Source organism: Acinetobacter lwoffii (assembly GCF_052078135.1).
GTDB lineage: Bacteria > Pseudomonadota > Gammaproteobacteria > Pseudomonadales > Moraxellaceae > Acinetobacter > Acinetobacter lwoffii_Z.
Genome location: NZ_JBQGUZ010000005.1, coordinates 142,313 through 165,974, shown reverse-complemented (window position 1 = coordinate 165,974; position 23,662 = coordinate 142,313). Strand labels below are relative to the sequence as shown.

The following is a 23,662-nucleotide window of genomic DNA, read 5'->3' as shown; positions in this document are numbered from 1 at the left end:
GCCTAATATTCATAATCTTGTACTTAAGATAAAGGTGGAAAAATTGCAGCAATTTGCTATTGGTCAACGTTGGTTATCAGATACTGAAACAGAACTCGGTTTAGGCGTTCTTATTGATGTTGATGAGCGGTCGGTCAGCATTTTATTCCCGAAAAGCGATGAAACCCGCGTCTATGCACGCAGCAATGCACCCTTATCTCGTATCGTATTTAATGTGAAAGATGAATTACAGGATCAGGAAGGGACCAAGTGGATTGTAGAATCCGTTGAAGACCGCAATGGCGTGGTACGTTATCACGTCGTTCGTACCTTGGAAGATGGAACTGAAGAACGTAAATCGCTGAATGAAACCCGTATTGGTGCAACCATCCAATTGTCTAAGCCTTTAGACCGTTTATTGGCCAGTCAGGTTGATTATAAAGAATGGTATGACCTGCGTATTGAAGCGTTGCTAATGCAGGCCAACATGCAAAGCAGTCCACTGCGTGGTCTAGTGGGTTCACGTGTAGGCCTGATTCCACATCAATTGTATATTGCTCATGAAGTCGGTCAGCGTTTTGCACCGCGTGTGTTACTGGCGGATGAAGTAGGTCTGGGCAAAACCATCGAAGCGGGTCTGATTATCCATCAACAGCTGAAAACCGGCCGTTCTGAACGTATTCTGATTTTAGTACCGGATTCGCTGCAATATCAGTGGATGATTGAGATGCGCCGTCGTTTCAATCTTGAGTTCTCGCTGTTTGACTTGACCCGTACTGCATCGATCAAAGAACATGATCCTGAACAAAACCCGTTCTTGACCGAACAAAAAATTATTGCCTCTGTCGATTTGATGGTCGACCATGAAGATCTGCGTGAACAGGCACTTGAAGCCGGTTTCGACCTGCTGGTGGTCGATGAAGCACATCATTTGATGTGGAGCGAAGAAGATGGCGGTAATGACCGTTATGATCTGGTCGAAGAGCTTGCTGAACATACGCCGGGCGTGTTGTTATTGACAGCGACACCTGAACAGCTCGGTGTAGAAAGTCACTTTGCACGCCTACGTTTGCTTGATCCGCAGCGTTTTAACTCGCTGGATCGTTTCCTCGATGAAGAAGCGCAATATCAGCATACGGCTAAAATTGCAGAAGTGTTGATGTCAGACATGCCGCTAGAAGCTGAGCATCTTACTGCGATTGAGGCCTTGTTAGGTCATCCGATTGAAGATCATCCTGAACAGCGTTTCCGTGCCATTCATGAACTTTTAGACCGTCATGGTACAGGCCGTATCCTGTTCCGTAATACGCGTGAAGCGATTCAAGGTTTCCCGGGTCGTGACTGTCAGCCAGCGCCATTGCCAGCACCAGAACACTGGTCTAAAGATGGTAAATTACGTGAGCAAATGTGGCCTGAAGAAGCTCAGCTAGATGGCTCGTGGATGGAAGCCGATCCACGCGTGATGTGGCTGATGGAGCGTTTGCGTACCGATTTAAAACACAAGAAAGTCTTACTGATTGCGCGTAGCGGGCCAGTGGTTGAGGCGTTGGAAAATGTACTGCGTTTACATGCCGGTATTCGTACGGCGATGTTCCATGAAGGCATGAGCTTGTTAGAACGTGACCAGGCCGCAGCTTATTTTGCTGAAGATTCGTATGGCGCGCAGATTCTTCTTTGTTCGGAAATCGGTTCAGAAGGACGTAACTTCCAGTTTGCCTCTGATCTGATTCTGTTTGACCTACCTGCGAACCCGGACGTGTTGGAACAGCGTATTGGTCGTCTGGATCGTATCGGTCAGGAAAACCGCATTCAGATTCATGTGCCTTATCTGGTGGGAACTGCACAAGAACGTATGTTCCGCTGGTATAACGAAGCGCTGAATATCTTCAGCAATATTTCTCCAGCTGCACAAACCTTGCAAGAAAATTTTATTGTTCGCTTGAAAGACTGTCTATTGGCAGACAAAGGTCAAGAGTTTGAAGACCTGCTGGAAGAAGTTAGCGTGCAACGTGAAGCGCTGGAAGCTGAATTGCAGGAAGGTCGTGATCGTCTACTGGAGTACAACTCTTGCCGTCCAGTAGTCGCACAGGAAATTGTCAACGCGCTTGAAGACTATGATGACAACACCACTTTGCCGATTTTCATGAAGCGCTTTATGGCGTCTACGAATATCGACTTTGATGAGCAAAGTAACGGTACAGTGATCATCAAGCCAACCGATCAAATGCAGGTTCAAGGTTTGACGCTAGATGAAGAGGGGATTACAGCGACTTTCTATCGTGATCAGGCACAAATCCGTGAAGATGCCCAATACCTGACACTTGAACATCCATTCACTGAAAGTGTGATGGAAATGATCAATACCCAAGGCTTTGGTAGCACCAACGTTGCGGTATTAAAATCTGCAGCATTGCCACAAGGTTCGGTATTGTTAGAAGTATGGTTCAAGGTCGATGTGGTGGCTCCGAAAGCATTGAACTTGCCGTCTAGCTTGCCGCAACAGTTGATTCGTGTCTTGCTTAGTGAAAAAGGTCAAGATCTATCACAAAAGATTGCACCAGAAATCCTGAAACCGTACTTGCATCATTTAGATGGTAATAGCTGCCGTCAGGTGGTGAAAGCACGTCGTGATGTGATTGAAGCACGTTATCAGCAAGCGCTTGAACTGGCACGCAGTGCATTGCCGGGCTTCAAGCAGCAAGCCAAAGAAGTATATGGCAATAAATGGCAATATGAAATTGATCGCCTGACCTATTTGAAACAGTTCAACCCAAGTATCCGTGAAGATGAAATTGCACGTTTACAGAAGTTGCAGAAAGAGGGTCTAAGCCTGCTGGATGGTTTATCGGTAACACCGGAAGCGATTCAGGTGATGGTCGTGGTCAAGCCTTAAGCTTTACGCAATAAAAAAATGCAGCTTTCGGGCTGCTTTTTTTATGGGCAAAATCCGGGTTTATTATTTTTTGTCGGAGAATGCTGGTCTGTCATTTTCCTCCTGTTTAAAATTAGCCTACTGAATAATAAGAATGACAAAGTATGTCAAAAGCATTGATTACCCTTGGCACAAAGACCAGTCATGGCGGCATGGTGACTGAATGTGAACCCTCTTTTTTGATCAATGGTATTGCCGTGCATTTAAATGGCATGAAGCATTATTGTCCCAAATGCCAGACTATGGTCACCGCAATTTCCAGCAATTTGTCTATTACTGTCAAAGGACGGGCAGTGGTCATCGCGGGGGATAAGGCCAGTTGCGGCGCGACTTTTCTACCGATGCAACATTTGACTGTATCGCAGAAATAGACTTTAAATTCTGAAGGAATACAGAGAAATGACTTTGAGGTCATGCTTTGAGCATTTTTGCGCTGCCGAATAAATCTTTAAAGCGGTAAGCTCATCTTACGATTTCAGGATGAATACGCACTGCGTTTAAAAAATAATGAAGCAAGCCCTACATTTTACCCATGCCAATGGTATCCCTTCGGCAACTTATCAGAAGTTTCTGGACTGTTTTCAGCAAGACTATGAGGTCAAAGCGATTCCATTTATCGGCATGAATCCGCAATATCCAATTACGCGAGACTGGCGCTATCTGGTCGATGAAGTTATTGCAGATATCGAGCAGCAATTTCCTCATCAACAGGTGATTGGTTTAGGGCATTCCTTCGGCGGTCTGGTGACCCTGATGGCGGCGTATCGCCGTCCCGAACTGTTTTCTAAACTGGTCATTATGGATCCACCGTTTGTGATTGGAAAAAACAGCGCCATGTTCGAACTGATGAAAAAGCTGAATCTAAAAAGTGTCGATCGTTATACACCCGCAGGAATTACGCTAAAACGCAAAGATCATTGGTCATCGAAACAGGTCGCGATTGAAGCTTTGCGATCTAACCGTCTATTTAAAAATTTCGATGAGCAATGTTTTGCTGATTATATTGAGAGCGGTATTCGGCTAGAACCTGAACGCGGTGGGGTGACGTTAACCATTCCTAAACAGGTAGAAGCGGAAATCTTCCGGACTGTGCCAGCTTGGTGGTGGAGAACACCACGCCGACCGCCTGAAGTGCCAATTCATCTGATGACTGCTGAGCAGAGCCAGTTTTATCAGCAGGGTTTGCCACAAGGTATGCAGAAGATTTATCGGATTAATTATTCTGTGGTTGAGGGCGGGCATATGTTCCCGCTTGAGTATCCGGAGGCCACTGCAAAGGCGGTCAAAGCCCAACTTGTACTTTTGTAATTATCATAAAAAAAGAGACGTTGATTGCGTCTCTTTTTATACTACTTCATGCAAATCGGAAAATTAACGTAGCTGAGAATCTTCCAGATGACGTGCACCTTCCAGAATCATCCGGATCATGATCATGGTCTGTTCGGCAATTTCTTTGCGGTCTTCGGCAGGCATATCAATCACATTGGCGCCCATGTTGAAGACCAGTTGGGTAATGGCTTTGGCGGCAATATCCGGATGAAATAACTTCTTGTTGTTTAGGCGTTCTAGACGAATCAAATCATCCTGAAGTTCTTGCTGAAAATAATTTAACTGGCGTTCTACCGCCTGTTTATAAGACTTGGAGCCAGTATAGCCTTCACGTAATAACAGGCTCAGATTGCCTTCATCGGCATCCAGCTGGGCAATAAAAACTTCCACAGAACTGCGGATGATGCTGTTCTGGCGAGAAGCTTGCAGACGTGCTTCATGCAAAATCTGACGCAATACAATTCCGGCACGATCAATCAGCTCAATGGCCAGTTCATCAATATCTTTAAAATGACGATAGAAGCTGTTCGGTGCAATACCAGCTTCACGCGTGACTTCACGTAGACTTAAAGAGGAAATACTTTTTTGTGGCCCAATCAGATTCAACGCAGCCTGAAACAGTTCTTCCTTGGTAATGGTGGCCTTGCGACCGACACTCCGTACGATAATCGGCTCATCAATGCTTTTCGATTGTAATAAAGATGCGTCACTGCTTATTTTCATTGAAGGCTCGTTCATCGATAGGTTCATGCATGAATCATTTTATTATAACCGAGCCAGTCAAGCTTGTGAAATGATTAGAAACAATACGGTTGTATATACAAATATATATACATGTGTATAATAATTAAAAACCCAAGGTGATGTCTAAAACGATGCCTGTACTCGAAAAGCTTAAAACGCCATTAAATACGCTGAAACAGAGTGTGATTGATCCATATGCGATTAATTTCTGGATGCAGAAATTAAATCCTGTATGGTCGTTGAATCAGCCCTTAGGCAAGATAGTGCACAAAGAAAATGCAGCACAGGATATGCTGAGTCTGAAAATTCAGGTGAATCGCTTATTTAAGTTTGGTGAAGCAGGGCAGCATCATCCGGTCTATGTGGTAGTGAATGGCATTCGTTATGAACGTAGCTATAGCTTGACCCGTGTCGATTCTCAGCATGTATTGCTAAGCATGAAAAAAGTCAATGCCGGTAAAGTCAGCACCTGGTTTGCAGAGCAGGCACAAGTGGGTGATGTGATCGAATTTGGTCAGCCTTATGGTGATATGACCTTGCCTGCGCAGAGAAGTCCATTGATCTTGCTTGCGGCAGGAAGTGGTATTACTCCAATGCTCAGTATGCTGGAAAGCATGAGCAAAAAAGGTGAACTATCTGCACCGATCACGCTCTGGTACTGGGTTAAAAAAGATCAGGATGCCGCATTTAAAGCACGGTTTGAAGAACTTGCTCAAAAACATGCAAATTTCTCATTTCATGTGTATGCCACTCAAGAACAGCCAGCTGCTGCACGTCTTGATGAAACCTATCTGACCGATCTGCAAAATCTGGAAAATAGCATCGTATATTGCTGTGGCCCTTCAGGTTTTGTATCTAAAGCAGAACAGCTTTTTGCTCAGGCAAAACAGTTTAAAGGTGAAGCATTTAGCATGAGCTTGGCGGATCAATCGGATACCGGCTTTATTAATGTCACCCTGACCCAGTCGAAAAAAATTGTCAGCATTCCAAAAGGCCAGTCCATTTTGGTGAGCCTGGAACAGCAAAATATTAAACCGACACATGGTTGCCGTATGGGCATTTGTAATAAATGTGCCTGCAATAAAGTAGAAGGTTCGACCAAGAATTTGGTCAATGGTGCGCAAAATACCGAACCCGGCAACCTGCTCAAAATTTGTATTAACTCAGCGCAGACTGACCTTGTCATCGACTTATAAGCGAGTTTTATCCTATGAATATGCCAGTAAAATTACAGTATTTTAAAAATCCTAAAAACCGTGAATTAACCCAGTTTGAACTTGATGAACTTGCACGTGAACTTGATGCGATTAAGCAAGAAGTGCTAGATGATCTAGGTGAAAAAGATGCGAAATATATCCGTCGTGTCTATTCAACCATTCGTTACTCATCGATTGCCGGTCGCGCCTTATTGTTTGCAGGCTGGTTCCCACCAGCATGGTTGCTAGGCACAGGTCTATTAGGCTTTGCCAAAATCATGGAAAACATGGAGTTGGGTCATAACGTCATGCATGGTCAATATGACTGGATGAATGATCCTAAACTCAATGGTCAGACTTATGAATGGGATATTGTAGGGACTTCAGACAACTGGCGTCAAACCCATAACTTTAAGCATCATACTTATACCAATATTAAGGGTATGGATGATGATATCGGTTATGGTCTATTACGCTTGTTCCCGGAACAGCGCTGGAAACCGGGTTATTTATTGCAACCGATTTATGCAGTGCCATTCTGTTTATTGTTCCAGTGGGGCGTTGCGATTCAGAATCTTGAATTGGGTAAATACTTCAAAGGTCGCAAAAGCAAAGAGCAGACCAAAGAAGAATGGCGTCCAATGCAGAGCAAAATCGGTAAACAGCTGTTTAAAGATTATGTATTCTTTCCACTCATCGCAGGTCCTGCGGCTTTACCGGTTTTGACTGGCAATATGGTGGCCAATGGTCTGCGTAATATCTGGACCTTTAGTATTATTTTCTGTGGTCACTTTACCAAAGATGTGGAAGTATTCCCGAAATCGGTGCTGCAAAATGAAAGTCGTGGTCACTGGTATATGCGTCAGATCCGTGGTTCATCCAACCTGACTGGTTCTGAAGCATTTCATATCTTGACGGGTCATTTAAGTCATCAGATTGAACATCATCTGTATCCTGATGTACCTGCACGTCGCTATCGTCAAATGGCACCGAAAGTTCAGGCTGTTTGTGAAAAATATGGTTTGAACTATAACAATGCCAGCTTGGTAAAACAGTACGGTAGTGTGATCAAACGTATTGTGAAATATGCATTTCCGTTTAAGAAATAATTTTTCTTAAAGCTAAAAAAACTACTTCAAATGAAGTGGTTTTTTTAGCTAGGAGGCGAATACTTCAGGAAGTAAAAATCCTGATTACGAAGCTATTTAAGATGATTTCAAGGCATAAAGTAAAAAAGTTAATCTGTCATTTATAGCGTTGTTTAAAGGCGTTTAGTTGGTTAACCCGATAGAATGGAAAGGACTAATATGGCATCGAATGAGCTGAAATATTAATTTTTGGAAGCTGTTGATCTTGACCCTCAAAATAGCTTTGCTGCGCCAGACTGAGCATTTCTATATCTTCCTTGCTATTCCCATAAGCATAAATTTCAGCATAATTATCCAGATTATATTTTTCTAGAATTCTAATTTTCTTTTGTGTGTTACTACAGTCAGGAGTTTGATAAAACCCTGTCAATTTCCCAGCTTTGATTTCAACTTCGCTACAGATTAAATCGATATTTAAATAACTGCACACCGGTTTAAGATACAAATCCAATGAGGCTGATACCAGCACGACTTCATGTCCTAATTGTTGATGCTGTTTAAGTTGTTCTAATAATTTCGGATTCAACTTGAATATTAGTTGTTGTGCATAATCCTGAGCTAATTGCAGAATTTCCTCTGCATCACTGTTTTTAAACATGCTGGCATACAATTTGGGTCGCATGCGGTGTGCCGGATAGAAATTTAAATAATAGGCCTGTATCCATGGCAAAATTTGCATGCCGCGTTTCACAATATGCCGTTTTCTTAAGGCATGGAAAATGAACCCGGTAAAGCTATCATGTAGATACAGGGTTCCATCAAAATCAAATAAGGCTAGAGTTTTAGATTTTTGATTTTGCGCATGCATGTTTGATATCGACCATCGACGCGGGTAGCAAACCAGTTAGTATTATAATCACGACTTAATTTTGGTCCGGAAATGACCACTTCAGGCATAATGGCATAGATAGGATCTTTACCCGTTTTTTCCTGATAAAGCTTGCTGACACCACGATAAGTCATCGTATCTTCAAAGTCTTTATCTTTTTCTTTCTTTAAATCAGCTCGGATTTGACGTTCAGTGATAATAAAATTATTTTTGGCAAAAACACTGATTAACTCACGCTCAGATTGACTCTTCTGCGAACGGATCGCGCCATCTTTAGTATAGAGCAATAAGTCGCCATCCAGATCAAGTTCGGCTTCAGTTAAATCATTTAACATGCTCTGAAAAGCGGCATTTCGACTGGAATACATGCCCGAGTTATAGTCCGCAAAACGATAAATTGGCTTGTCATAATCCGCCGGATACATCATCAGGCGATGAATCCCATAATACAGACCGCCATATTGACTGTAGAGATCGGTACGTAACTCTGCGATATTGCCGCCTTGGCGTTTATGTTCTTTCGCATAGCTGATATGTACCTGCATTGAACCCAAGGTGGTAATTGGATTCATTTTCTCGCCAATATTCTGGCCGACCAGTTTGGCAGCACCAGTCAGGGCGCTAACATGATAATGCTTTGACATATAATCAAATATTTCACGATATAATTCGTCGAGTTCACGTTCGGTTTTGACCCGGCGCATCTGGCTTAAGTAGTTGTCTTCAGGACTCGGATGGTTCTTGAGAACTTCCTGGAAATATCCTGCAACTGTGCCACCAATTGCTTGACCAAGCTTATCTTTGAATTTTTCATCAAGGCGACCTTGGACTTCCTTAACCGCCTTTTCACCCAAACCCGGAACAGTAGGATCTGCAACAAAGTTAGATTCCTGATCAACCACTGCCACAATCGTACAAACATTTTCCTTGGTCTGAGGAATGCCGAGCTGTTCGGTAATGTCGTAAATATCTTGTGCCCAAGACTCACGCTGATTCACCCGACCAGGAATGGCTTTACGAATATGTTCAACTTCAAGTGTCGGTTCATCATCTTTTGACCACCATGAACCATTGCCACAACCGGCAAGACCCAGAGAAAGTACAAGTACAGACAATGACTTAAAAGAAAAACAAGAAGCGAAAGTTTTATTCATGGTGTCGTAAATTAATTGAAAAGATGAGCGAATAAGGCAGATGCAGTATACTATGCCCATCAAAAAAGTGATGAATTTATATGTATATTGGTCCATATCAACTGTCAAACAATTTGATTGTCGCTCCCATGGCAGGTGTGACCGACCGTCCGTTTAGAACCTTGTGCAAATACTTTGGTGCAGGCCATGCGGTCAGTGAAATGATGACGTCTGACAAAACTTTGCGCATGAGTAAAAAAAGCTTATATCGTGCCAATTTTGATGGAGAGTTGGCCCCGATTTCAGCGCAGATTGCTGGTTCAGATCCCCATGATCTGGCTGAAGCGGCACGTTATCAAGTGGCCAATGGTGCGCAAATTGTTGATATTAATATGGGTTGCCCAGCCAAAAAGGTCTGTAACCGACTCGCCGGTTCTGCTTTATTGCAGGACGAAGATCTAGTAGCACGCATTCTGGATGCTGTCGTTGCTGCAGTTAATGTGCCAGTGACCTTAAAAACCCGTCTTGGTTATTTGAACGGCCAGGAAAATATTATACGGGTCGCCAAACGTGCTGAACAAGCCGGGATTGCGGCACTGGCTTTACATGGCCGTACCCGTGAAGACATGTACCTGAATACCGCACGTTATTCTTTAATCAAAGACGTAAAGGAAATGTTGAATATTCCCGTGATTGCTAACGGTGATATCGACAGTCCTGAAAAAGCCAAATACGTGCTGGATTATACCGGTGCAGACGCAATTATGATTGGTCGTGCAGCACAAGGTCGCCCCTGGATTTTTCGTGAAATTGCCCATTATTTAAAAACCGGTCAACATCTTGATGCACCAAGTATTACAGAAGTGAAAGATGTGCTACTGGGACACTTGACAGAATTATACGAATTTTACGGCGAATATTCCGGCTGCCGGATTTCCCGTAAACATATTGCCTGGTACACCAAAGGTTTGCGTTCCAGCAACGAGTTTCGCCAGAACATGTATCAGGTGGAAAATACGGCTGATCAATATCGTGTGGTAGAAGATTATTTTAATGCATTGCTAGAACATGGTTTAACCATGAATGATGTGCAGGTCGAGCATGTGAATTTACTGGAAACCAAGTAATGACGGGTAAAATTCAGCGAATCAGGTAATATTTTTTGCATGAAATCCCTACCTTTTTTATCTTGAGCAGGCTGATTTTTGCATTTTGTTTACACTTCAGCCTGTCTAATACATAGCAGCACAGTTTGTTCACTTAAACTGGACAGGACTTGGACATTGCTTACTCAAGCTTCCTCTATGATGAACCTATCCAGATATAAACCAGATGTGATCCATCTTGTTTATCGTCATCATTGAGGGAGATCTGTAATGACAAATACCAATCGTCCAGTCACAGAGTTTAGCCATAAAACGTCAACGGAATTGCCACAAGAACGCAGTGAAGGCCTGAATATCAATCCGACTGATACCAATGCACGTCCAGATTTGAATACACCCGTGAAAGATAATCCTCGTGTTCCAGACATGAATGAAGGTGAAGATAATCTGGCTGCCACCAGTGCCGGTACTTTGGGCGGAGCTGCGGTAGGTGCAGTTGCAGGTCTGGTAGGTGGTCCTCCAGGTGCAGTGGTGGGTGGTATTATTGGTGGCGTTGTTGGCGGTATTGCGGGTAATGATATTGCAACGCCTGATCATGAGAAACAGGCAGATAATTACCAGCACCCAGAGAACTTACCTGAGGCAGATAACTATCGACATCCAGATCATTTGAGAGCAGAAGATAATTACTGGAGAGATGAGTATCATAATCGCCCGTATTTCAATGAAACGCGTAGCACATATGGCGATCTAGATTATGATCGTGATTATCGCGGTGCTTACCGGGTCGGTTATGAAAATCGTCCGATGTATGAGCATGATACGGATTTTGACCGTGCCGAACCTGAACTGCGTACCAAGTGGGAACAGTTAAAAGGTGAGTCCCGCCTCAACTGGGAAGAAGCGAAATTTGCAGTTAAAGATGCCTGGCATCGTGTCACACGCTAATTCTAGATAAATTAAAAACCTCTCCATGTGGAGAGGTTTTTTTATGATTCAAGTATTAAAGATGCTTCATTTCCAGTATGAGCTGGTTAATCAGATCGGAAGCTTCCATTTCACGAATCTGTGCCACGTTCGAACCTGCCCAGAATGCACCATAACCTTGATCCCCATGTTTGGCAGCAGCAGCATGTAATTGCTTGGCCAGATCATAAGTATATGGATAAGCCGGAACATCCAGCCGATCGGGTGTATCCACTTCAATATGCCAGTGGTTAATGATGCCGCGTGCAGGACGACCGGAAATACTGGCACTCACCTGAGTGAGTGGCTTGGAAAATAAGGCTTTACGATAGGCATCATTGGCATTAGAAGATTTACACTGCACAAATGCAGTCCCAAGTTGCACGGCATCTGCACCGAAATCCATCATTTGACGCGCTTGCTCACCCGTCATAATCCCGCCTGCCGCTACAATCGGCAAGGAAGAATGCTGTTTGATCAGCTTCACCAGATTGGAGGTTTTGACTGAAGCATCAAACTTGGTCGAGAAAATCCCGCGATGGCCACCAGCCTCAATACCCTGCGCAATAATGATATCAATTCCGGCTGCTTCAATGGCTTTAGCTTCGGCATAATTGGTGGCAGATACCATGGTCAGAATCCCGGCCTGTTTTAGGGCTTGAATCTGATGCGGATGTGGAATCCCAAAATGAAAGCTGACTGCTCGCGGTTTGATTTCTAATACCAGATTCAGAAAGTCATCATTGTCTTTAAAACTCGGATAAATACACTCCAAATGATCTGGTGCCTGAGCGCCATATTCGGCAAATTTATCTTTAAACTGTGCAATCCATGCCTGCGCTACAGCCTCATCTACAGGAACAGTGTCATGACAGAAAAAATTAACCTGAAAAGGGCAATCTGTCAGTTCTTGAGTCTTTAAAATCTGTTGTCGCGCTGCATCAATACTGCTGGCCCCCAGACCCAGTGAACCCAAGCCGCCCTGATTGGACACTTCGGCAGCAAGCTCGGGCGTAGAGACACCTGCCATCGGTGCCAAGAAAATAGGATGTTTAATTCCGAGATTTTCTAATAAAGACATAGATTTGCTCCTTGTTATGCTTTTACTTTGCCTTTGAGCACAAAATTAAGCAAATCATATTGGTTATTTTATTTTGAAATACTGCAGCATGGGTTACGTGTTGTTTACATTTCTTGCGACACGCTACGTCGCCAAGAAGATATAACTCTTATTAGCCTAGAATTGAACACTTTATAATAGCTTTTTGGTCACATATTCTCTGAGCTCATGTCTGATCGTATCCGTGAAAAACTGCAAATTTTAGCCGATGCTGCCAAGTATGATGTGTCTTGTTCATCTAGTGGTAGCAACCGTAAAAATAAAGACAAGGGCGTGGGCAATACCGGGAATGGTATCTGTCATAGTTATACCGAAGATGGCCGCTGTGTGTCCTTATTGAAAATTCTGTTCTCTAATGTCTGTATTTTTGACTGTTCCTATTGTGTTTCGCGCCGTTCCAATGATGTCCAGCGTGCAGCATTTACCGTGCAGGAAGTCGTCGATCTGACCATGAACTTTTATCGGCGTAATTATATTGAGGGTTTGTTTCTCAGTTCGGGGATTTTTAAATCGGCCGATCACACCATGGAACGGATGCTGCAGGTGGTCAAAAAACTTAGACTCGAAGAAAACTTTAATGGCTATATCCATCTGAAAACCATTCCGGGTGCATCACAGGAGATCATTACCGAAGCTGGGCTGTATGTCGACCGTATGAGTATTAACCTGGAAATGCCGACGGAAGCGGGATTGCAAAAATTTGCGCCTGAGAAAACCCATGCTGAAGTACAAAAAGACTTAGGCATTGTGCGTGACCGGTTGATCCAGCTCAAAGATGAACGCAAGCTGATCAAGTCAGTCCCCAAGTTTGTACCTGCCGGACAAACCACACAGATGGTGGTGGGCGCGCATAGTGAAACCGATCAGGACATTATTTTAATGGCTGACCAGCATTACAAGGAATTCAAATTGAAAAGGGTGTATTTCTCTGGTTATATTCCGATTAACCCTGAAGAGAAAGCCTTACCCGCCATCGGCTCAGCACCACCATTATTAAGAGAAAACCGTCTGTATCAATCCGACTGGCTAATGCGTTTTTACGGCTTTGCTGCTGATGAAATTGTCGATGAGCAGCATCCGAATCTGGAACTGGAGATTGATCCCAAACTCAGTTGGGCCTTGCGTCATCCTGAAGCCTTTCCAGTCGATATTAACCGTGCCGACTATAAAATGATTCTACGGGTACCCGGCATAGGCGTGCGTTCCGCTCAGAAAATTGTACAGGCCCGCCGTTTTGGACAGATTCATATTGACCAGCTAAAACGCATGGGCGTGGCTTATAACCGGGCGCAGCATTTTATCCGCTGTGCAGATACACCGAAATTTAAGAAAGATCAGCAATCCCATCAGATTCGCCAGCAAATTTTGATGTCAGGACAATCCAAATATCAGCAGCAACTTTCACCTCAATTAGGATTGGGTTTCTAGTGGCAAGTTACTGTTTTGATGGCAGCATGACTGGTCTGCTCAGTTGTGTATTTCGTGCTTTCGAGTTTAAAGAATTTAACGTGATAGTGACGGCCAATCCTCAAGCACAAACAGGTTTATTTGATGAATTTATCCATGTGGCCTCTAATGATCAGCATGGGCAGCGGGTGTGGCAGGGATTAAAGCAGAAAGTATCTTCCAGCAGTTTGCGTGCTTTTTACTATACGTTTTTGTCAGAGCAGGAAGCAGCGTTCCAGACTCTTTTTGATTTTGCAGTCTATGTCTTTCAAAACCAGCGTCCAGTCGATAAAGATTATGGTCATACTGCGGTGATCGGCATGTCGCAATGGGCCAAGCAAGTGGGGCGGGAAAAGCATCGTATGGAGGCTTTTGTACGCTTTAAAAAAGCCAAAGATGGTTTGTTTATGAGTCTGGTCAGACCGGATTTTAATGTCTTGCCGATTATTTCCCGACATTTTCAGGAGCGTTATCAGGATCAAAGCTGGCTGATTTATGACGAGCAGCGTAATTACGGTATTTATTATGATTTAAGGCAGATGCATCAGGTCGAGATGAACGCTGAAATAATCGATCCACAAATCCGGATTGGTCATAGTCAATCATTCAGTATTGAACTGGATGATCAAGAGCTGCTATATGATCAGCTCTGGAAAGACTATTTTAACAGTGTGAATATTCAGGCGCGCAAGAACATGAAATTGCATATTCAATATGTGCCAAAGCGCTACTGGCGTTATATGAATGAGAAATTACTTTAAACAGTACATCAAGCTGCTTTCAGGCATAATAAGCATTGGTATATTTAAATTGAGTGTATAAACATGAAGGTATGGCTAACGTCATTAGCGCTGCTCACTGGATTAACTGCATGTTCGGAACAACCACAAAAACCGGTCGTAGATCCAGCCAAATATCAGGTTCAGACCGCACAGGAACTGCAGCAACGTTTTGATGCACTCAATGTCCAGTTAGCCCAAGACTTTCAGAAATTTAAGAAAGTCGAAAGCATTGCTTTCGCACACCAGTTTCCTTTAGATGTCAATAATCTGCAAAGCTTGAACCAGCATCTCGTTAGCAGTACCGCATTAAAACCTAGTAAAATCGCCTATTGCGATATGATGAATAGTTATTTTGCCGATATGTTCCGTTTGGGACATTACAATCTGGAACTGGTCGATGACATTAAATTGCCCAATGCCAAGAATGAAAATTTAAAAGCTAATTTCTCTGATGCTGATCATTTTTATACCTTTATTCTGGATCGTTATACGACTTATCGTCAGGTTCAGCAGACCATGGGTTATGGCTGTAATTTAAAAGCTGCGCTGTAAATCCTAAAGCCAGAAAAAAGCCCATCACAGATGGGCTTTTTTGATTTTAAGCATTAGCAACCGGTCAGTTTTTCAGGCTGCGGTTTTTCATTCGGGAAGAAAATCGGACGAAGTTTTACCCCGATCCCATTACCAATAAAAGCGAAGACCAGCCATAACCAGCCATGCAGACTACCCGACGCAATTCCACTGAAATATGCACCGATATTACAACCGTAGGCCAGGCGTGCGCCATAGCCCAGCATTATGCCACCTATAACAGCAGCAATCAGTGAACGTTTTGGAATATTGAAATTCGGCGCAAATTTACCTGCCAAACTTGCTGCCAACAAAGCACCCAGCATGATACCGAAGTTCATCATTGAGGTAATATCAAACCATAATGATTCTGCCAGTGCTTTGGCATTGCCTGCTTTTTGCCAATAATCCCAAGAAGCTACATCAACACCCACAAGCGTAGCACCTTTGGCACCCCAAACTGCCAGCGCAGAGGTTACGCCCCAAGGACGACCTGCGAGTGCCAGCGTAGCAAAGTTGAGCAAGGTCAGAATAATACCGCCCCAAATCAAAGGCCATGGACCACGAACAAAGCGCTTCCAGCCCTGATATTCACTGCGTGGCTCAATTTCCAGGCTACCATGACGTTTCTTTTCAAAATAAACAGTCGCCGCAGCAATGATGGCAAAAACGATAAAGCTCAACAGCAATCCAGGGAGGACGCCTAAACTTTCTACCAGTGAAATAGGCTCAAGATGTGGCAGGGCAAACCACCAGTCAAGGTGGGAGGTCGCAATCACAGACCCGATACAGAAGAACAAGAGCGTCACCAGCATACGTGCACTACCGCCACCTACGGTATACAGGGTACCTGATGCACAACCGCCACCGAGCTGCATACCGATACCGAAAATAAAGGCACCAATCATGACTGACATGGAAACAGGGTTAACATTGCCTTTGACTGGGTTGCCGAACAATTCACCTGCACCTAAAGCGGGGAAGAACAGTAAAACTGCCAGCGCCAGCATAATCATCTGCGCACGTAAACCACGGCCGCGACGTTCCTTGATAAAGACACGCCAGCTCGAAGTAAAACCAAATGAAGCATGGTACAGGGTCATGCCCAGTGCACCACCAACCAAAAATAATAGGGCCTGATTTAAGCCTACGATTTGATAAGCACCGATTGTACCTATGATAAGCAAAATAAAAGCTGCCCAGACCGAAATATTCGACCGTTGGGAAGCAGCAACAATGACTGACATGGGAGATTAAATTTTAAAAATAAAGGCTGGTATTCTACTGAATTTCAGTTTAAATGCAGCCCGTTTTGCCGATTCAATCACAATTAAGTCATTCTAATACTTGATAAGTTTTATCAATTTATTTGATTTTATCGAATCATTTAGATAAAAAATTGATCCCATCAAGAAATAATGCAATTTCAATTTAGATAATTCGATATTTAAAATCATCTCTGATAAAAAAGCCTGCAATCGCAGGCTTTTAAACATCAAGCTGAATCCTAAAATCAGTTTTCAGCTTTTTCCCGAACTTCTCCGGCACCTTCCTCAACTGCCGCAGCTGTTGCTGCAGTTGCTTTACGTGCTGCTTCCGCAGTGGCATCTGCTGCTCTAGACGTTGCAGCAGCAGCTTCGTCCGCTGCCTGAGCAGTATTTTCCGCGGCATTATCCATTGCTCGTTCGGTTTCTACCGCAGCCTCACGGCTGGCATCTTCCATATCATGACCGGCTTGATTGGCTGCATTTTCTAAATGCTCACCTGTGGTTGCGCCGGTTTCAGGCGCTTCTTCTTTACTACAGCCGACTAAGGCAACAGTGGTCGCCAAACCTAAAGCAATCAGTAATTTATTCATCGAGTAATATCCTTTTGTTGTTGTAGAGCTGCAATCTAATTTAGCAGCCATTTGTTTAGATTTATGCTAGCAAATAGATCAACATTTGTTGATTAACTGTAACTTTTTTCGATACTTATACTGTAATGGCACAGTCGGAAGTTGTTTTAAGTTTCATGGAATAGTGATATTCATAGAGAGGGGAGCTTCAAAACTATCATTCGACATGCAGATTATAGTATGAAGTTTGGTATTTAGATATTTGGCATCATGAGCCAGAGATAATTCTAAAAATGAAGAAATGAAAGACAGAAAAAAGCCCGCATGATGCAGGCTTTTTTTAAGAAAAACTTATAGACCAGCAGACGCTTTAAGCGCTTCCACTTTGTCAGTTTTTTCCCAGGTAAATGCAGTATCTGAACCTTCACGACCGAAGTGACCATAAGCAGCAGTTTGCTTATACATCGGCTGGATCAGGTCAAGCATACGGGTAATGCCATATGGACGTAAGTCGAAATGTTCACGAACCAGTGCAATAATCAATTCTTCAGAGACTTTTGCAGTATTGAAGGTATTGATTGAAATTGAAGTTGGCTCAGCAACACCAATTGCATAAGACACCTGAATTTCACACTTGTCAGCCAGGCCAGCAGCAACGATGTTTTTCGCTACATAACGACCTGCATATGCAGCAGAGCGGTCAACTTTAGATGGATCTTTACCAGAGAAAGCACCACCGCCGTGACGTGCCATACCGCCGTAGGTATCTACGATAATTTTACGGCCAGTCAAACCACAGTCACCCACAGGACCACCGATCACAAACATACCCGTTGGGTTGATGTGGAATTTGGTCTCTGCATGGAACATGTCAGCAGGAATGATTTTCTTCACGATTTCTTCAATCACAGCTTCTTTCAGGTTTGCTTGAGTGATTTCAGGATCATGTTGAGTCGAAAGAACGACTGCATCTAAACGAACTGGTACGCCATTTTCATAAGCAAACGTTACCTGGCTTTTTGCATCTGGGCGTAACCATGGCAAGGTGCCATTACGGCGTAATTCAGCCTGCTTTTCCATTAAACGATGCGCATATGAAATCGGCGCAGGCATTAATACATCAGTTTCGCGGCTTGCATAACCGAACATTAAACCCTGGTCGCCGGCACCCTGATCTTCAGGTTTCTGGCGGTCTACACCCTGAGCAATTTCAGGTGACTGTTTACCAATCATGTTGATCACGGCACAGGTTGAACCATCAAAGCCAAGATCAGAATGGTGATAACCAATTCCGTTTACGGTATGACGTACAATTGCCTCAAAATCAACATTTGCTGTCGTTGTGATTTCACCGGCAAGTACAACCGCACCTGTTTTTACAAGCGTTTCACAAGCAACCCGTGCATATGGGTCTTCTTTTAAGATTGCATCCAAAATAGCGTCACTGATTTGGTCAGCCATTTTATCTGGATGGCCTTCGCTTACAGATTCCGAAGTAAATACAGCGTACTCGCGCATAGTCCTATCACAGTTAATTTTAAAGACCCGATATGTTACATCGAGTTGCGCTCTAGGACTAGCTTAACACGACAAAATTGGTCGAAATTGTTTCAAATTATTGTGTTTTTAATTGATTAATAGAATTAAAAAAATTGATATGTCTATTTAGACAGTATTATTGATTGGGGAATATGAAGCAACAATATTTTAATCCGTCAGACTGTCAGAAAATTAAATGCTTAGATTTCCGATTAAATCTTAAAAAAATAGACGATAGAAAAAATACAAAGCTTAAAATTCAAAATTTACTTAAGCAAGTGATCATTACATCAATAAAGCAGATTCAGGCTGTGCGCCTTGCGACCAAATGTCTTGTTGATGTTCGGGTATATCTTCATATTAGCGCTAAGTCTTCAACATTGGCCGTTTAGGAATGGCGATATCTTTTGCTATGGACTTCTTGGAGCAAGACTGTACGGAGATCAGAAATCATGTATCAAAAGGCATTTACCCTGATTGAAGTGCTGATCGTGCTCATCATTATCGCGATTTTAGTGACGATGGCTTTTATGAGTTATCAAGCTTATGTCGTGCGTAATCAATTGGCCGAAGTGTTTGAACAGGCTGGAGCATATCGAACCCAGTTTATTGTCTCAGATCAACACTGTGATGCTGGACGCGAGATTGGTGGGCATGGTCAATATATCGAAAAAGTGATCATTAATGCCGCGTGCCGGATAGAGTTCAAGATGCGAGAGCAGGGTGTGGATGCTGCGATTCGCGGGAAATCGGTTGCTTTTGATGTTCATAGTGGCAAATGTTATTCCACTGATATTCAGCAGCGCTATTTGCCCAAAGCCTGTCAAGGACAATAAGTCTGCCGAGGTTGGAAATTAGCCTAGGCAAATTAGGTTTCACCTGTATATCAAAAAATCCTACCCATATTTTATAAAATTTAGTACAAATTACATTATAAATAGATCAGTGAACTGTATAGATTTTCTTCAAAAACAATGCTGTGAGTCATATGACATAGAGACAAAATTAGCATAAATTCAACCCTGTCTAACAGCTTAAATGCTAGATACAGAACATTATTTCAGCAGTAAAATTTAGAATAATTTAAGCTAAAAATCGGCAGAGAGAACCGAAGTCGAAGAAGAAATGTGGAATAATTGTACGATAAGGCAAGAGACACTCAATAAACTGATAAATATTGTTGGTTAGTCTTTACCCCTCGCTGTTTTTTTAAGACAATAGACAGCAGTTTTGAAAGTCTTTTCATCATTTCCTATTTCTGAATATTTTGGACTCTGATTTATGACAACCCCGCTTAATGAACGTCGTATTGCAAACGCAATTCGTGTATTGGCAATGGATGCTGTGCAAAAAGCAAACTCAGGACATCCAGGTGCTCCAATGGGGATGGCAGATATCGCTGATGTGGTTTGGCGTGAATTCATGAACCATAACCCGACCAACCCGAATTGGGCAAACCGTGACCGTTTTGTATTATCAAATGGCCATGGCTCTATGCTTCAATATGCGCTTCTTCATTTAACGGGCTACGATCTTTCGATTGAAGATCTTAAAGCATTCCGTCAACTTCATTCTAAAACACCTGGTCACCCGGAGTTGGGCTATGCACCAGGGATTGAAACGACGACTGGTCCTTTAGGTCAAGGCATCGCGAATGCTGTCGGTTTTGCACTGGCTGAAAAAACTCTAGCTGCGCAATTCAACAAAGACGACATCCAAGTTGTAGATCACTTCACTTATTGCTTCCTCGGCGATGGCTGTTTGATGGAAGGTGTTTCTCACGAAGCATGTTCTTTGGCGGGTACATTGGGTCTGGGCAAATTGATTGCTTACTATGACGACAATGGCATCTCGATTGATGGCGAAGTGGAAGGCTGGTTCTCTGACGATACAGAACAACGCTTCTTGGCGTACGGCTGGCAAGTGATTAAAGTTGATGGCCACGATGCAGATGCAATCCGTCAGGCAACTGTTGAGGCGAAAGCTGAAACTGCTAAACCAACCATCATTATCTGTAAAACCGTGATTGGTTTGGGTTCACCAAACAAGCAAGGTAAAGAAGACAGTCATGGTGCACCACTCGGTCATGACGAAATCGTCTTGACTCGTGAAGCACTAGGCTGGACTGACGAAGCATTTGTGATTCCTGAAGATGTGTATGCAGCTTGGGATGCGAAAGCCAAAGGTGCTGAATCAGAAGCAGCTTGGAACGAAACATTTGCTGCTTATGCTGCAAAATATCCAACTGAAGCCGCTGAATTTAAACGTCGTTTATCTGGTGAATTACCGGCTGACTTCGTTGCAAAAGCGGATGCCTATATTGCAGAAGTGAATGCCAAAGCTGAAACAATTGCAACGCGTAAAGCCAGCCAAAATGCATTGCAAGCACTTGTTCCATTATTGCCAGAAGTTCTAGGTGGTTCTGCGGATCTTGCAGGTTCTAACCTGACCCTTTGGAAAGGCGCGCAAGGCGTACAGGACAATCCGGCAGGTAACTACGTACACTATGGCGTACGTGAATTCGGTATGACTGCAATCGCGAATGGTGTTGCACTGCATGGCGGGTTCATCCCTTATGTAGCAACATTCCTGATGTTTATGGAATATGCACGTAATGCGGTACGTATGTCTGCATTAATGAAACAGCGCGTGATCCATGTGTATACGCATGACTCAATTGGTCTGGGTGAAGATGGCCCAACGCATCAACCTGTTGAGCAGATCGCATCCCTTCGTGGTACACCAAACCTAAATACATGGCGCCCATGTGACACCGTTGAAGCAGCAATTTCTTGGAAATCTGCATTAACGCGTGCTGAAGGTCCAACCGCATTGATCTTCTCTCGTCAGAACTTGCCATTCCAAACCCGTACTCAAGCTCAAATTGAGAACGCTGCGAAAGGTGGCTATGTATTGGCTGAAGAAAAAGGCGAATTGAAAGCCATCATCATTGCAACTGGTTCTGAAGTATCTCTGGCAATGGAAGCTTATGCACAGCTTGAAGGCGTGCGTGTCGTGTCTATGCCATGTGCTGAAGAATTCATGAAGCAAGATGCAGCTTATCGTGAAGCGGTTCTTCCATCAAATATTCGTGCACGTGTTGCTGTTGAGGCTGCACATGTTGATTACTGGTGGAAATTTGTGGGTCTTGATGGTCGCGTAATCGGTATGACAACGTATGGCGAATCTGCACCTGCAAAAGATCTGTTCCAGTTCTTCGGTATTACTACTGAAGCAGTTGTAGCAGCTATAAAAGAGATTACTGCATAATCAACTGATTAAGCAGTTTTTTAAAAGACGCTCCATTTTTGGGGCGTCTTTTATTTTTTCGCTTTTTAGCGTTGTTTTCATGTCGCAATCGTTAGAAAGTTCTCCCATAGTCGAAATGAAAGAGTGAGATGAACATGAGCTTGTATGAACAAATTAACGATGAAATTACTTTAATGGATGCAGGCGAACTCAAGTGGATCGGACAGGAATTACCTCTTGAAGCGATGGTTGCAGTTGATTTAATGCTGCAAGAATTAGCCGAAGAAAAGGTCATTAAAGTGCGTCGTAAAAATCATGAAAAGACGACTGGCCTAAAACAGGTTGATCGTATTCTGGTTGAAAAACTTTAAACATAAAGCATGAAAAGTCCCTGATTGGGGCTTTTTTTATGCCGGATGATTTTCATCTGACAGGTTGCTTATGAGCACCAGATGAGATAAAGCTAAGTTTAGGCCGCTATAAAAATTCAGCGACTACTATCGAAATGACTTAAATTAAAGAAATAAGCCAAAGAAGCGGTTAAACATGAATATACAGCCCCAGATCCAGATCAAATCTTTAGAGCAAATATCACAGGCAGAATGGCTATTTTTATGGCAAGACTATCAACGCTTTTATCAGACCCAAATTTCTGAAGAGGTAAGTGAAAATACCTGGGATAAATTAACCAATTATGAATTAGATTCAATGTACGGTTTTGCGGCGCTGATGGATGGAAAGGTCGTGGGGATTGTGCATGTTATCGAACATAATAGTAGCTGGACAGTAAGACCTTATGCCTATTTGCAGGATCTATTTACCCATCCTGACTATCGGGGAAAGGGTGTGGCGCGTAAGTTGATTCAACATGTCTATCAGGTTGCACAGCAGCGTAATTGCGACCGGGTTTACTGGCTGACTCAGGAATCAAATCATCAGGCACAAGCGTTGTATAACAAAGTCGCCAAGAAAACTGGATTCATCCAGTACCGTATGGATTAAAGCTCAAAAATTAAAAAAAATAACTTACAATTTTATCGTTTCATCACTGCAACAAAACTTTTTATCTTTAGGGCTGTAAACGGTTCCAGATTCTATACACTTAATAACATCCAAAACGTGAGATAAAAACATGAATTTCAAAACATTAGTATTAGGCTTGGCGGTCGCATCTGTAGCAACAGTTTCTATGGCAAAACCAGTGGGCTATACGATTGACCCGACTCATTCAGCAACTGTTTTCTCTTGGAGCCACTTTGGTTTCTCTACACCATCTGCAAACTTCAGTGACATCCAAGGTACCATTAATGTTGATAATGAAAAACCTGCGAATTCTTCGGTTAATGTGAACATCCCGGTTGCAAGCATTAATACGAATGTGAAAGCACTGGATGACCATATTAAGACAGCAGAATTTTTTGATGCTGCCAAATATCCGAATATCACTTTTAAAAGTACTAAAGTTCAGGCTTTAGGCAAAAACAAATACAAAATCACCGGTAACTTAACCGTGAAAGATGTCACTAAACCTGTGGTACTGGATGCGGTTTTAAACAAACAAGGTGTGCACCCAATGACCAAATTACAAACGATTGGTTTTAATGCAACCACTTCATTTAACCGTTCAGCCTTTGGGGTAGGCGGTTATGTTCCAAATGTGGGCGATAAAATTACAGTGAACATTACTACTGAGGCTTCTGTACCTGCTCCGAAAAAGTAAGAATGACAAATTAAAAAAGCACCCAACAGGGTGCTTT

Annotated in this window: 22 protein-coding genes; 15 read left to right on the top strand and 7 right to left on the bottom strand. The window is 43.1% G+C overall.

Annotated elements, in window-relative coordinates; translation table 11 throughout:
- The first annotated feature begins 34 nt into the window (after positions 1–34).
- The 3 genes from rapA to ACTL4S_RS05255 all read left to right on the top strand — a co-directional run bounded on the left by rapA (position 35) and on the right by ACTL4S_RS05255 (position 4,219).
- On the top strand, positions 35–2,872 hold the full coding sequence (gene rapA, locus ACTL4S_RS05265) for an RNA polymerase-associated protein RapA (RefSeq protein WP_114540805.1): 2,838 nt from the start codon (positions 35–37) through the stop codon (positions 2,870–2,872).
- A gap of 143 nt (positions 2,873–3,015) precedes the next feature.
- On the top strand, positions 3,016–3,282 hold the full coding sequence (locus ACTL4S_RS05260; RefSeq protein WP_441298891.1) for a PAAR domain-containing protein: 267 nt from the start codon (positions 3,016–3,018) through the stop codon (positions 3,280–3,282).
- A gap of 136 nt (positions 3,283–3,418) precedes the next feature.
- On the top strand, positions 3,419–4,219 hold the full coding sequence (locus tag ACTL4S_RS05255; RefSeq protein WP_441298890.1) for an alpha/beta fold hydrolase: 801 nt from the start codon (positions 3,419–3,421) through the stop codon (positions 4,217–4,219).
- A gap of 63 nt (positions 4,220–4,282) precedes the next feature.
- On the opposite strand, the gene fabR is transcribed toward ACTL4S_RS05255, so the two are convergent.
- Positions 4,283–4,963 carry an HTH-type transcriptional repressor FabR gene (fabR, locus tag ACTL4S_RS05250; RefSeq protein ID WP_441298889.1) on the bottom strand — a complete coding sequence of 227 codons (681 nt, stop codon included), beginning with the start codon at positions 4,961–4,963 and terminating at the stop codon, positions 4,283–4,285.
- Positions 4,964–5,115: 152 nt separating this feature from the next.
- Here fabR and ACTL4S_RS05245 point away from each other — a divergent pair, with 152 nt between their 5' ends.
- Both ACTL4S_RS05245 and ACTL4S_RS05240 read left to right on the top strand, forming a co-directional pair.
- Positions 5,116–6,180, top strand: a complete 1,065-nt coding sequence (locus ACTL4S_RS05245) for a flavin reductase family protein (protein WP_441298910.1) — start codon at positions 5,116–5,118, stop codon at positions 6,178–6,180.
- A 14-nt stretch (positions 6,181–6,194) separates the two neighbouring features.
- Positions 6,195–7,289, top strand: coding sequence for a fatty acid desaturase family protein (locus ACTL4S_RS05240; RefSeq protein ID WP_004646650.1), 1,095 nt, complete (start codon positions 6,195–6,197; stop codon positions 7,287–7,289).
- 193 nt (positions 7,290–7,482) lie between these two features.
- On the opposite strand, the gene ACTL4S_RS05235 is transcribed toward ACTL4S_RS05240, so the two are convergent.
- Together ACTL4S_RS05235 and ACTL4S_RS05230 are read right to left on the bottom strand one after the other, a co-directional pair.
- Entirely contained in the window at positions 7,483–8,136 is a 654-nt protein-coding gene (locus ACTL4S_RS05235) for an HAD-IB family hydrolase (RefSeq protein WP_004729896.1), read from the bottom strand.
- On the bottom strand, positions 8,103–9,311 hold the full coding sequence (locus tag ACTL4S_RS05230; RefSeq protein ID WP_312326211.1) for a DUF1615 family protein: 1,209 nt from the start codon (positions 9,309–9,311) through the stop codon (positions 8,103–8,105). Before ACTL4S_RS05230 ends, ACTL4S_RS05235 begins: the two co-directional genes overlap by 34 nt.
- An 80-nt stretch (positions 9,312–9,391) precedes the next feature.
- Here ACTL4S_RS05230 and dusB point away from each other — a divergent pair, with 80 nt between their 5' ends.
- Both dusB and ACTL4S_RS05220 read left to right on the top strand, forming a co-directional pair.
- On the top strand, positions 9,392–10,417 hold the full coding sequence (gene dusB / locus ACTL4S_RS05225; RefSeq protein WP_253137751.1) for a tRNA dihydrouridine synthase DusB: 1,026 nt from the start codon (positions 9,392–9,394) through the stop codon (positions 10,415–10,417).
- 249 nt (positions 10,418–10,666) lie between these two features.
- Positions 10,667–11,344: a hypothetical protein gene (locus ACTL4S_RS05220; RefSeq protein ID WP_180087243.1), complete on the top strand. Its 678-nt coding sequence runs from the start codon at positions 10,667–10,669 to the stop codon at positions 11,342–11,344.
- A 55-nt stretch (positions 11,345–11,399) separates the two neighbouring features.
- On the opposite strand, the gene ACTL4S_RS05215 is transcribed toward ACTL4S_RS05220, so the two are convergent.
- On the bottom strand, positions 11,400–12,443 hold the full coding sequence (locus ACTL4S_RS05215; RefSeq protein WP_253137752.1) for an NAD(P)H-dependent flavin oxidoreductase: 1,044 nt from the start codon (positions 12,441–12,443) through the stop codon (positions 11,400–11,402).
- Between the two features lie 207 nt (positions 12,444–12,650).
- Here ACTL4S_RS05215 and ACTL4S_RS05210 point away from each other — a divergent pair, with 207 nt between their 5' ends.
- From ACTL4S_RS05210 to ACTL4S_RS05200, 3 genes are all read left to right on the top strand, one after another.
- Positions 12,651–13,910 carry a putative DNA modification/repair radical SAM protein gene (locus tag ACTL4S_RS05210; protein ID WP_409655181.1) on the top strand — a complete coding sequence of 420 codons (1,260 nt, stop codon included), beginning with the start codon at positions 12,651–12,653 and terminating at the stop codon, positions 13,908–13,910.
- Positions 13,910–14,689: a TIGR03915 family putative DNA repair protein gene (locus ACTL4S_RS05205; protein ID WP_441298888.1), complete on the top strand. Its 780-nt coding sequence runs from the start codon at positions 13,910–13,912 to the stop codon at positions 14,687–14,689. The genes ACTL4S_RS05210 and ACTL4S_RS05205 overlap by 1 nt, the downstream gene beginning before the upstream one ends.
- 63 nt (positions 14,690–14,752) lie before the next feature.
- The gene (locus tag ACTL4S_RS05200) at positions 14,753–15,262 is read left to right on the top strand and encodes a hypothetical protein (protein ID WP_004646660.1); all 510 of its coding nucleotides are present in this window, start codon (positions 14,753–14,755) and stop codon (positions 15,260–15,262) included.
- A gap of 53 nt (positions 15,263–15,315) precedes the next feature.
- On the opposite strand, the gene ACTL4S_RS05195 is transcribed toward ACTL4S_RS05200, so the two are convergent.
- From ACTL4S_RS05195 to metK, 3 genes are all read right to left on the bottom strand, one after another.
- Entirely contained in the window at positions 15,316–16,527 is a 1,212-nt protein-coding gene (locus tag ACTL4S_RS05195; protein WP_441298887.1) for a YeeE/YedE family protein, read from the bottom strand.
- A gap of 266 nt (positions 16,528–16,793) precedes the next feature.
- Complete coding sequence (locus ACTL4S_RS05190) at positions 16,794–17,138, bottom strand: hypothetical protein (RefSeq protein WP_005104359.1); 345 nt, start codon at positions 17,136–17,138, stop codon at positions 16,794–16,796.
- Positions 17,139–17,468: 330 nt separating this feature from the next.
- Positions 17,469–18,635, bottom strand: coding sequence for a methionine adenosyltransferase (metK, locus tag ACTL4S_RS05185; protein ID WP_004729886.1), 1,167 nt, complete (start codon positions 18,633–18,635; stop codon positions 17,469–17,471).
- Between the two features lie 473 nt (positions 18,636–19,108).
- Between metK and ACTL4S_RS05180 the strand changes: the two genes are divergently transcribed.
- From ACTL4S_RS05180 to ACTL4S_RS05160, 5 genes are all read left to right on the top strand, one after another.
- Positions 19,109–19,492: a pilin gene (locus ACTL4S_RS05180; RefSeq protein ID WP_409655168.1), complete on the top strand. Its 384-nt coding sequence runs from the start codon at positions 19,109–19,111 to the stop codon at positions 19,490–19,492.
- A gap of 445 nt (positions 19,493–19,937) precedes the next feature.
- A complete protein-coding gene (tkt, locus tag ACTL4S_RS05175) occupies positions 19,938–21,926 on the top strand; it encodes a transketolase (protein WP_195724848.1) in 1,989 nt (662 codons plus the stop codon).
- Positions 21,927–22,060: 134 nt separating this feature from the next.
- On the top strand, positions 22,061–22,276 hold the full coding sequence (locus ACTL4S_RS05170; RefSeq protein ID WP_004729883.1) for a hypothetical protein: 216 nt from the start codon (positions 22,061–22,063) through the stop codon (positions 22,274–22,276).
- A 175-nt stretch (positions 22,277–22,451) separates the two neighbouring features.
- Entirely contained in the window at positions 22,452–22,907 is a 456-nt protein-coding gene (locus ACTL4S_RS05165; protein ID WP_253144725.1) for a GNAT family N-acetyltransferase, read from the top strand.
- A 130-nt stretch (positions 22,908–23,037) separates the two neighbouring features.
- Entirely contained in the window at positions 23,038–23,625 is a 588-nt protein-coding gene (locus ACTL4S_RS05160; protein ID WP_441298886.1) for a YceI family protein, read from the top strand.
- Positions 23,626–23,662: the final 37 nt, after the last annotated feature.

What these genes read in the sequence shown, in the direction of transcription:
- metK (WP_004729886.1), bottom strand. Translation starts at nt 18,635, where the DNA reads ATGCGCGAGTACGCTGTATTTACTTCGGAATCTGTAAGCGAAGGCCAT.
- fabR (WP_441298889.1), bottom strand. Translation starts at nt 4,963, where the DNA reads ATGAAAATAAGCAGTGACGCATCTTTATTACAATCGAAAAGCATTGAT.
- ACTL4S_RS05210 (WP_409655181.1), top strand. Translation starts at nt 12,651, where the DNA reads ATGTCTGATCGTATCCGTGAAAAACTGCAAATTTTAGCCGATGCTGCC.
- ACTL4S_RS05180 (WP_409655168.1), top strand. Translation starts at nt 19,109, where the DNA reads ATGTATCAAAAGGCATTTACCCTGATTGAAGTGCTGATCGTGCTCATC.
- ACTL4S_RS05230 (WP_312326211.1), bottom strand. Translation starts at nt 9,311, where the DNA reads ATGAATAAAACTTTCGCTTCTTGTTTTTCTTTTAAGTCATTGTCTGTA.
- ACTL4S_RS05240 (WP_004646650.1), top strand. Translation starts at nt 6,195, where the DNA reads ATGAATATGCCAGTAAAATTACAGTATTTTAAAAATCCTAAAAACCGT.
- ACTL4S_RS05200 (WP_004646660.1), top strand. Translation starts at nt 14,753, where the DNA reads ATGAAGGTATGGCTAACGTCATTAGCGCTGCTCACTGGATTAACTGCA.
- ACTL4S_RS05215 (WP_253137752.1), bottom strand. Translation starts at nt 12,443, where the DNA reads ATGTCTTTATTAGAAAATCTCGGAATTAAACATCCTATTTTCTTGGCA.
- tkt (WP_195724848.1), top strand. Translation starts at nt 19,938, where the DNA reads ATGACAACCCCGCTTAATGAACGTCGTATTGCAAACGCAATTCGTGTA.
- ACTL4S_RS05260 (WP_441298891.1), top strand. Translation starts at nt 3,016, where the DNA reads ATGTCAAAAGCATTGATTACCCTTGGCACAAAGACCAGTCATGGCGGC.
- ACTL4S_RS05220 (WP_180087243.1), top strand. Translation starts at nt 10,667, where the DNA reads ATGACAAATACCAATCGTCCAGTCACAGAGTTTAGCCATAAAACGTCA.
- ACTL4S_RS05190 (WP_005104359.1), bottom strand. Translation starts at nt 17,138, where the DNA reads ATGAATAAATTACTGATTGCTTTAGGTTTGGCGACCACTGTTGCCTTA.
- ACTL4S_RS05195 (WP_441298887.1), bottom strand. Translation starts at nt 16,527, where the DNA reads ATGTCAGTCATTGTTGCTGCTTCCCAACGGTCGAATATTTCGGTCTGG.
- dusB (WP_253137751.1), top strand. Translation starts at nt 9,392, where the DNA reads ATGTATATTGGTCCATATCAACTGTCAAACAATTTGATTGTCGCTCCC.
- ACTL4S_RS05255 (WP_441298890.1), top strand. Translation starts at nt 3,419, where the DNA reads ATGAAGCAAGCCCTACATTTTACCCATGCCAATGGTATCCCTTCGGCA.
- ACTL4S_RS05160 (WP_441298886.1), top strand. Translation starts at nt 23,038, where the DNA reads ATGAATTTCAAAACATTAGTATTAGGCTTGGCGGTCGCATCTGTAGCA.
- ACTL4S_RS05245 (WP_441298910.1), top strand. Translation starts at nt 5,116, where the DNA reads ATGCCTGTACTCGAAAAGCTTAAAACGCCATTAAATACGCTGAAACAG.
- ACTL4S_RS05165 (WP_253144725.1), top strand. Translation starts at nt 22,452, where the DNA reads ATGAATATACAGCCCCAGATCCAGATCAAATCTTTAGAGCAAATATCA.
- ACTL4S_RS05235 (WP_004729896.1), bottom strand. Translation starts at nt 8,136, where the DNA reads ATGCATGCGCAAAATCAAAAATCTAAAACTCTAGCCTTATTTGATTTT.
- ACTL4S_RS05170 (WP_004729883.1), top strand. Translation starts at nt 22,061, where the DNA reads ATGAGCTTGTATGAACAAATTAACGATGAAATTACTTTAATGGATGCA.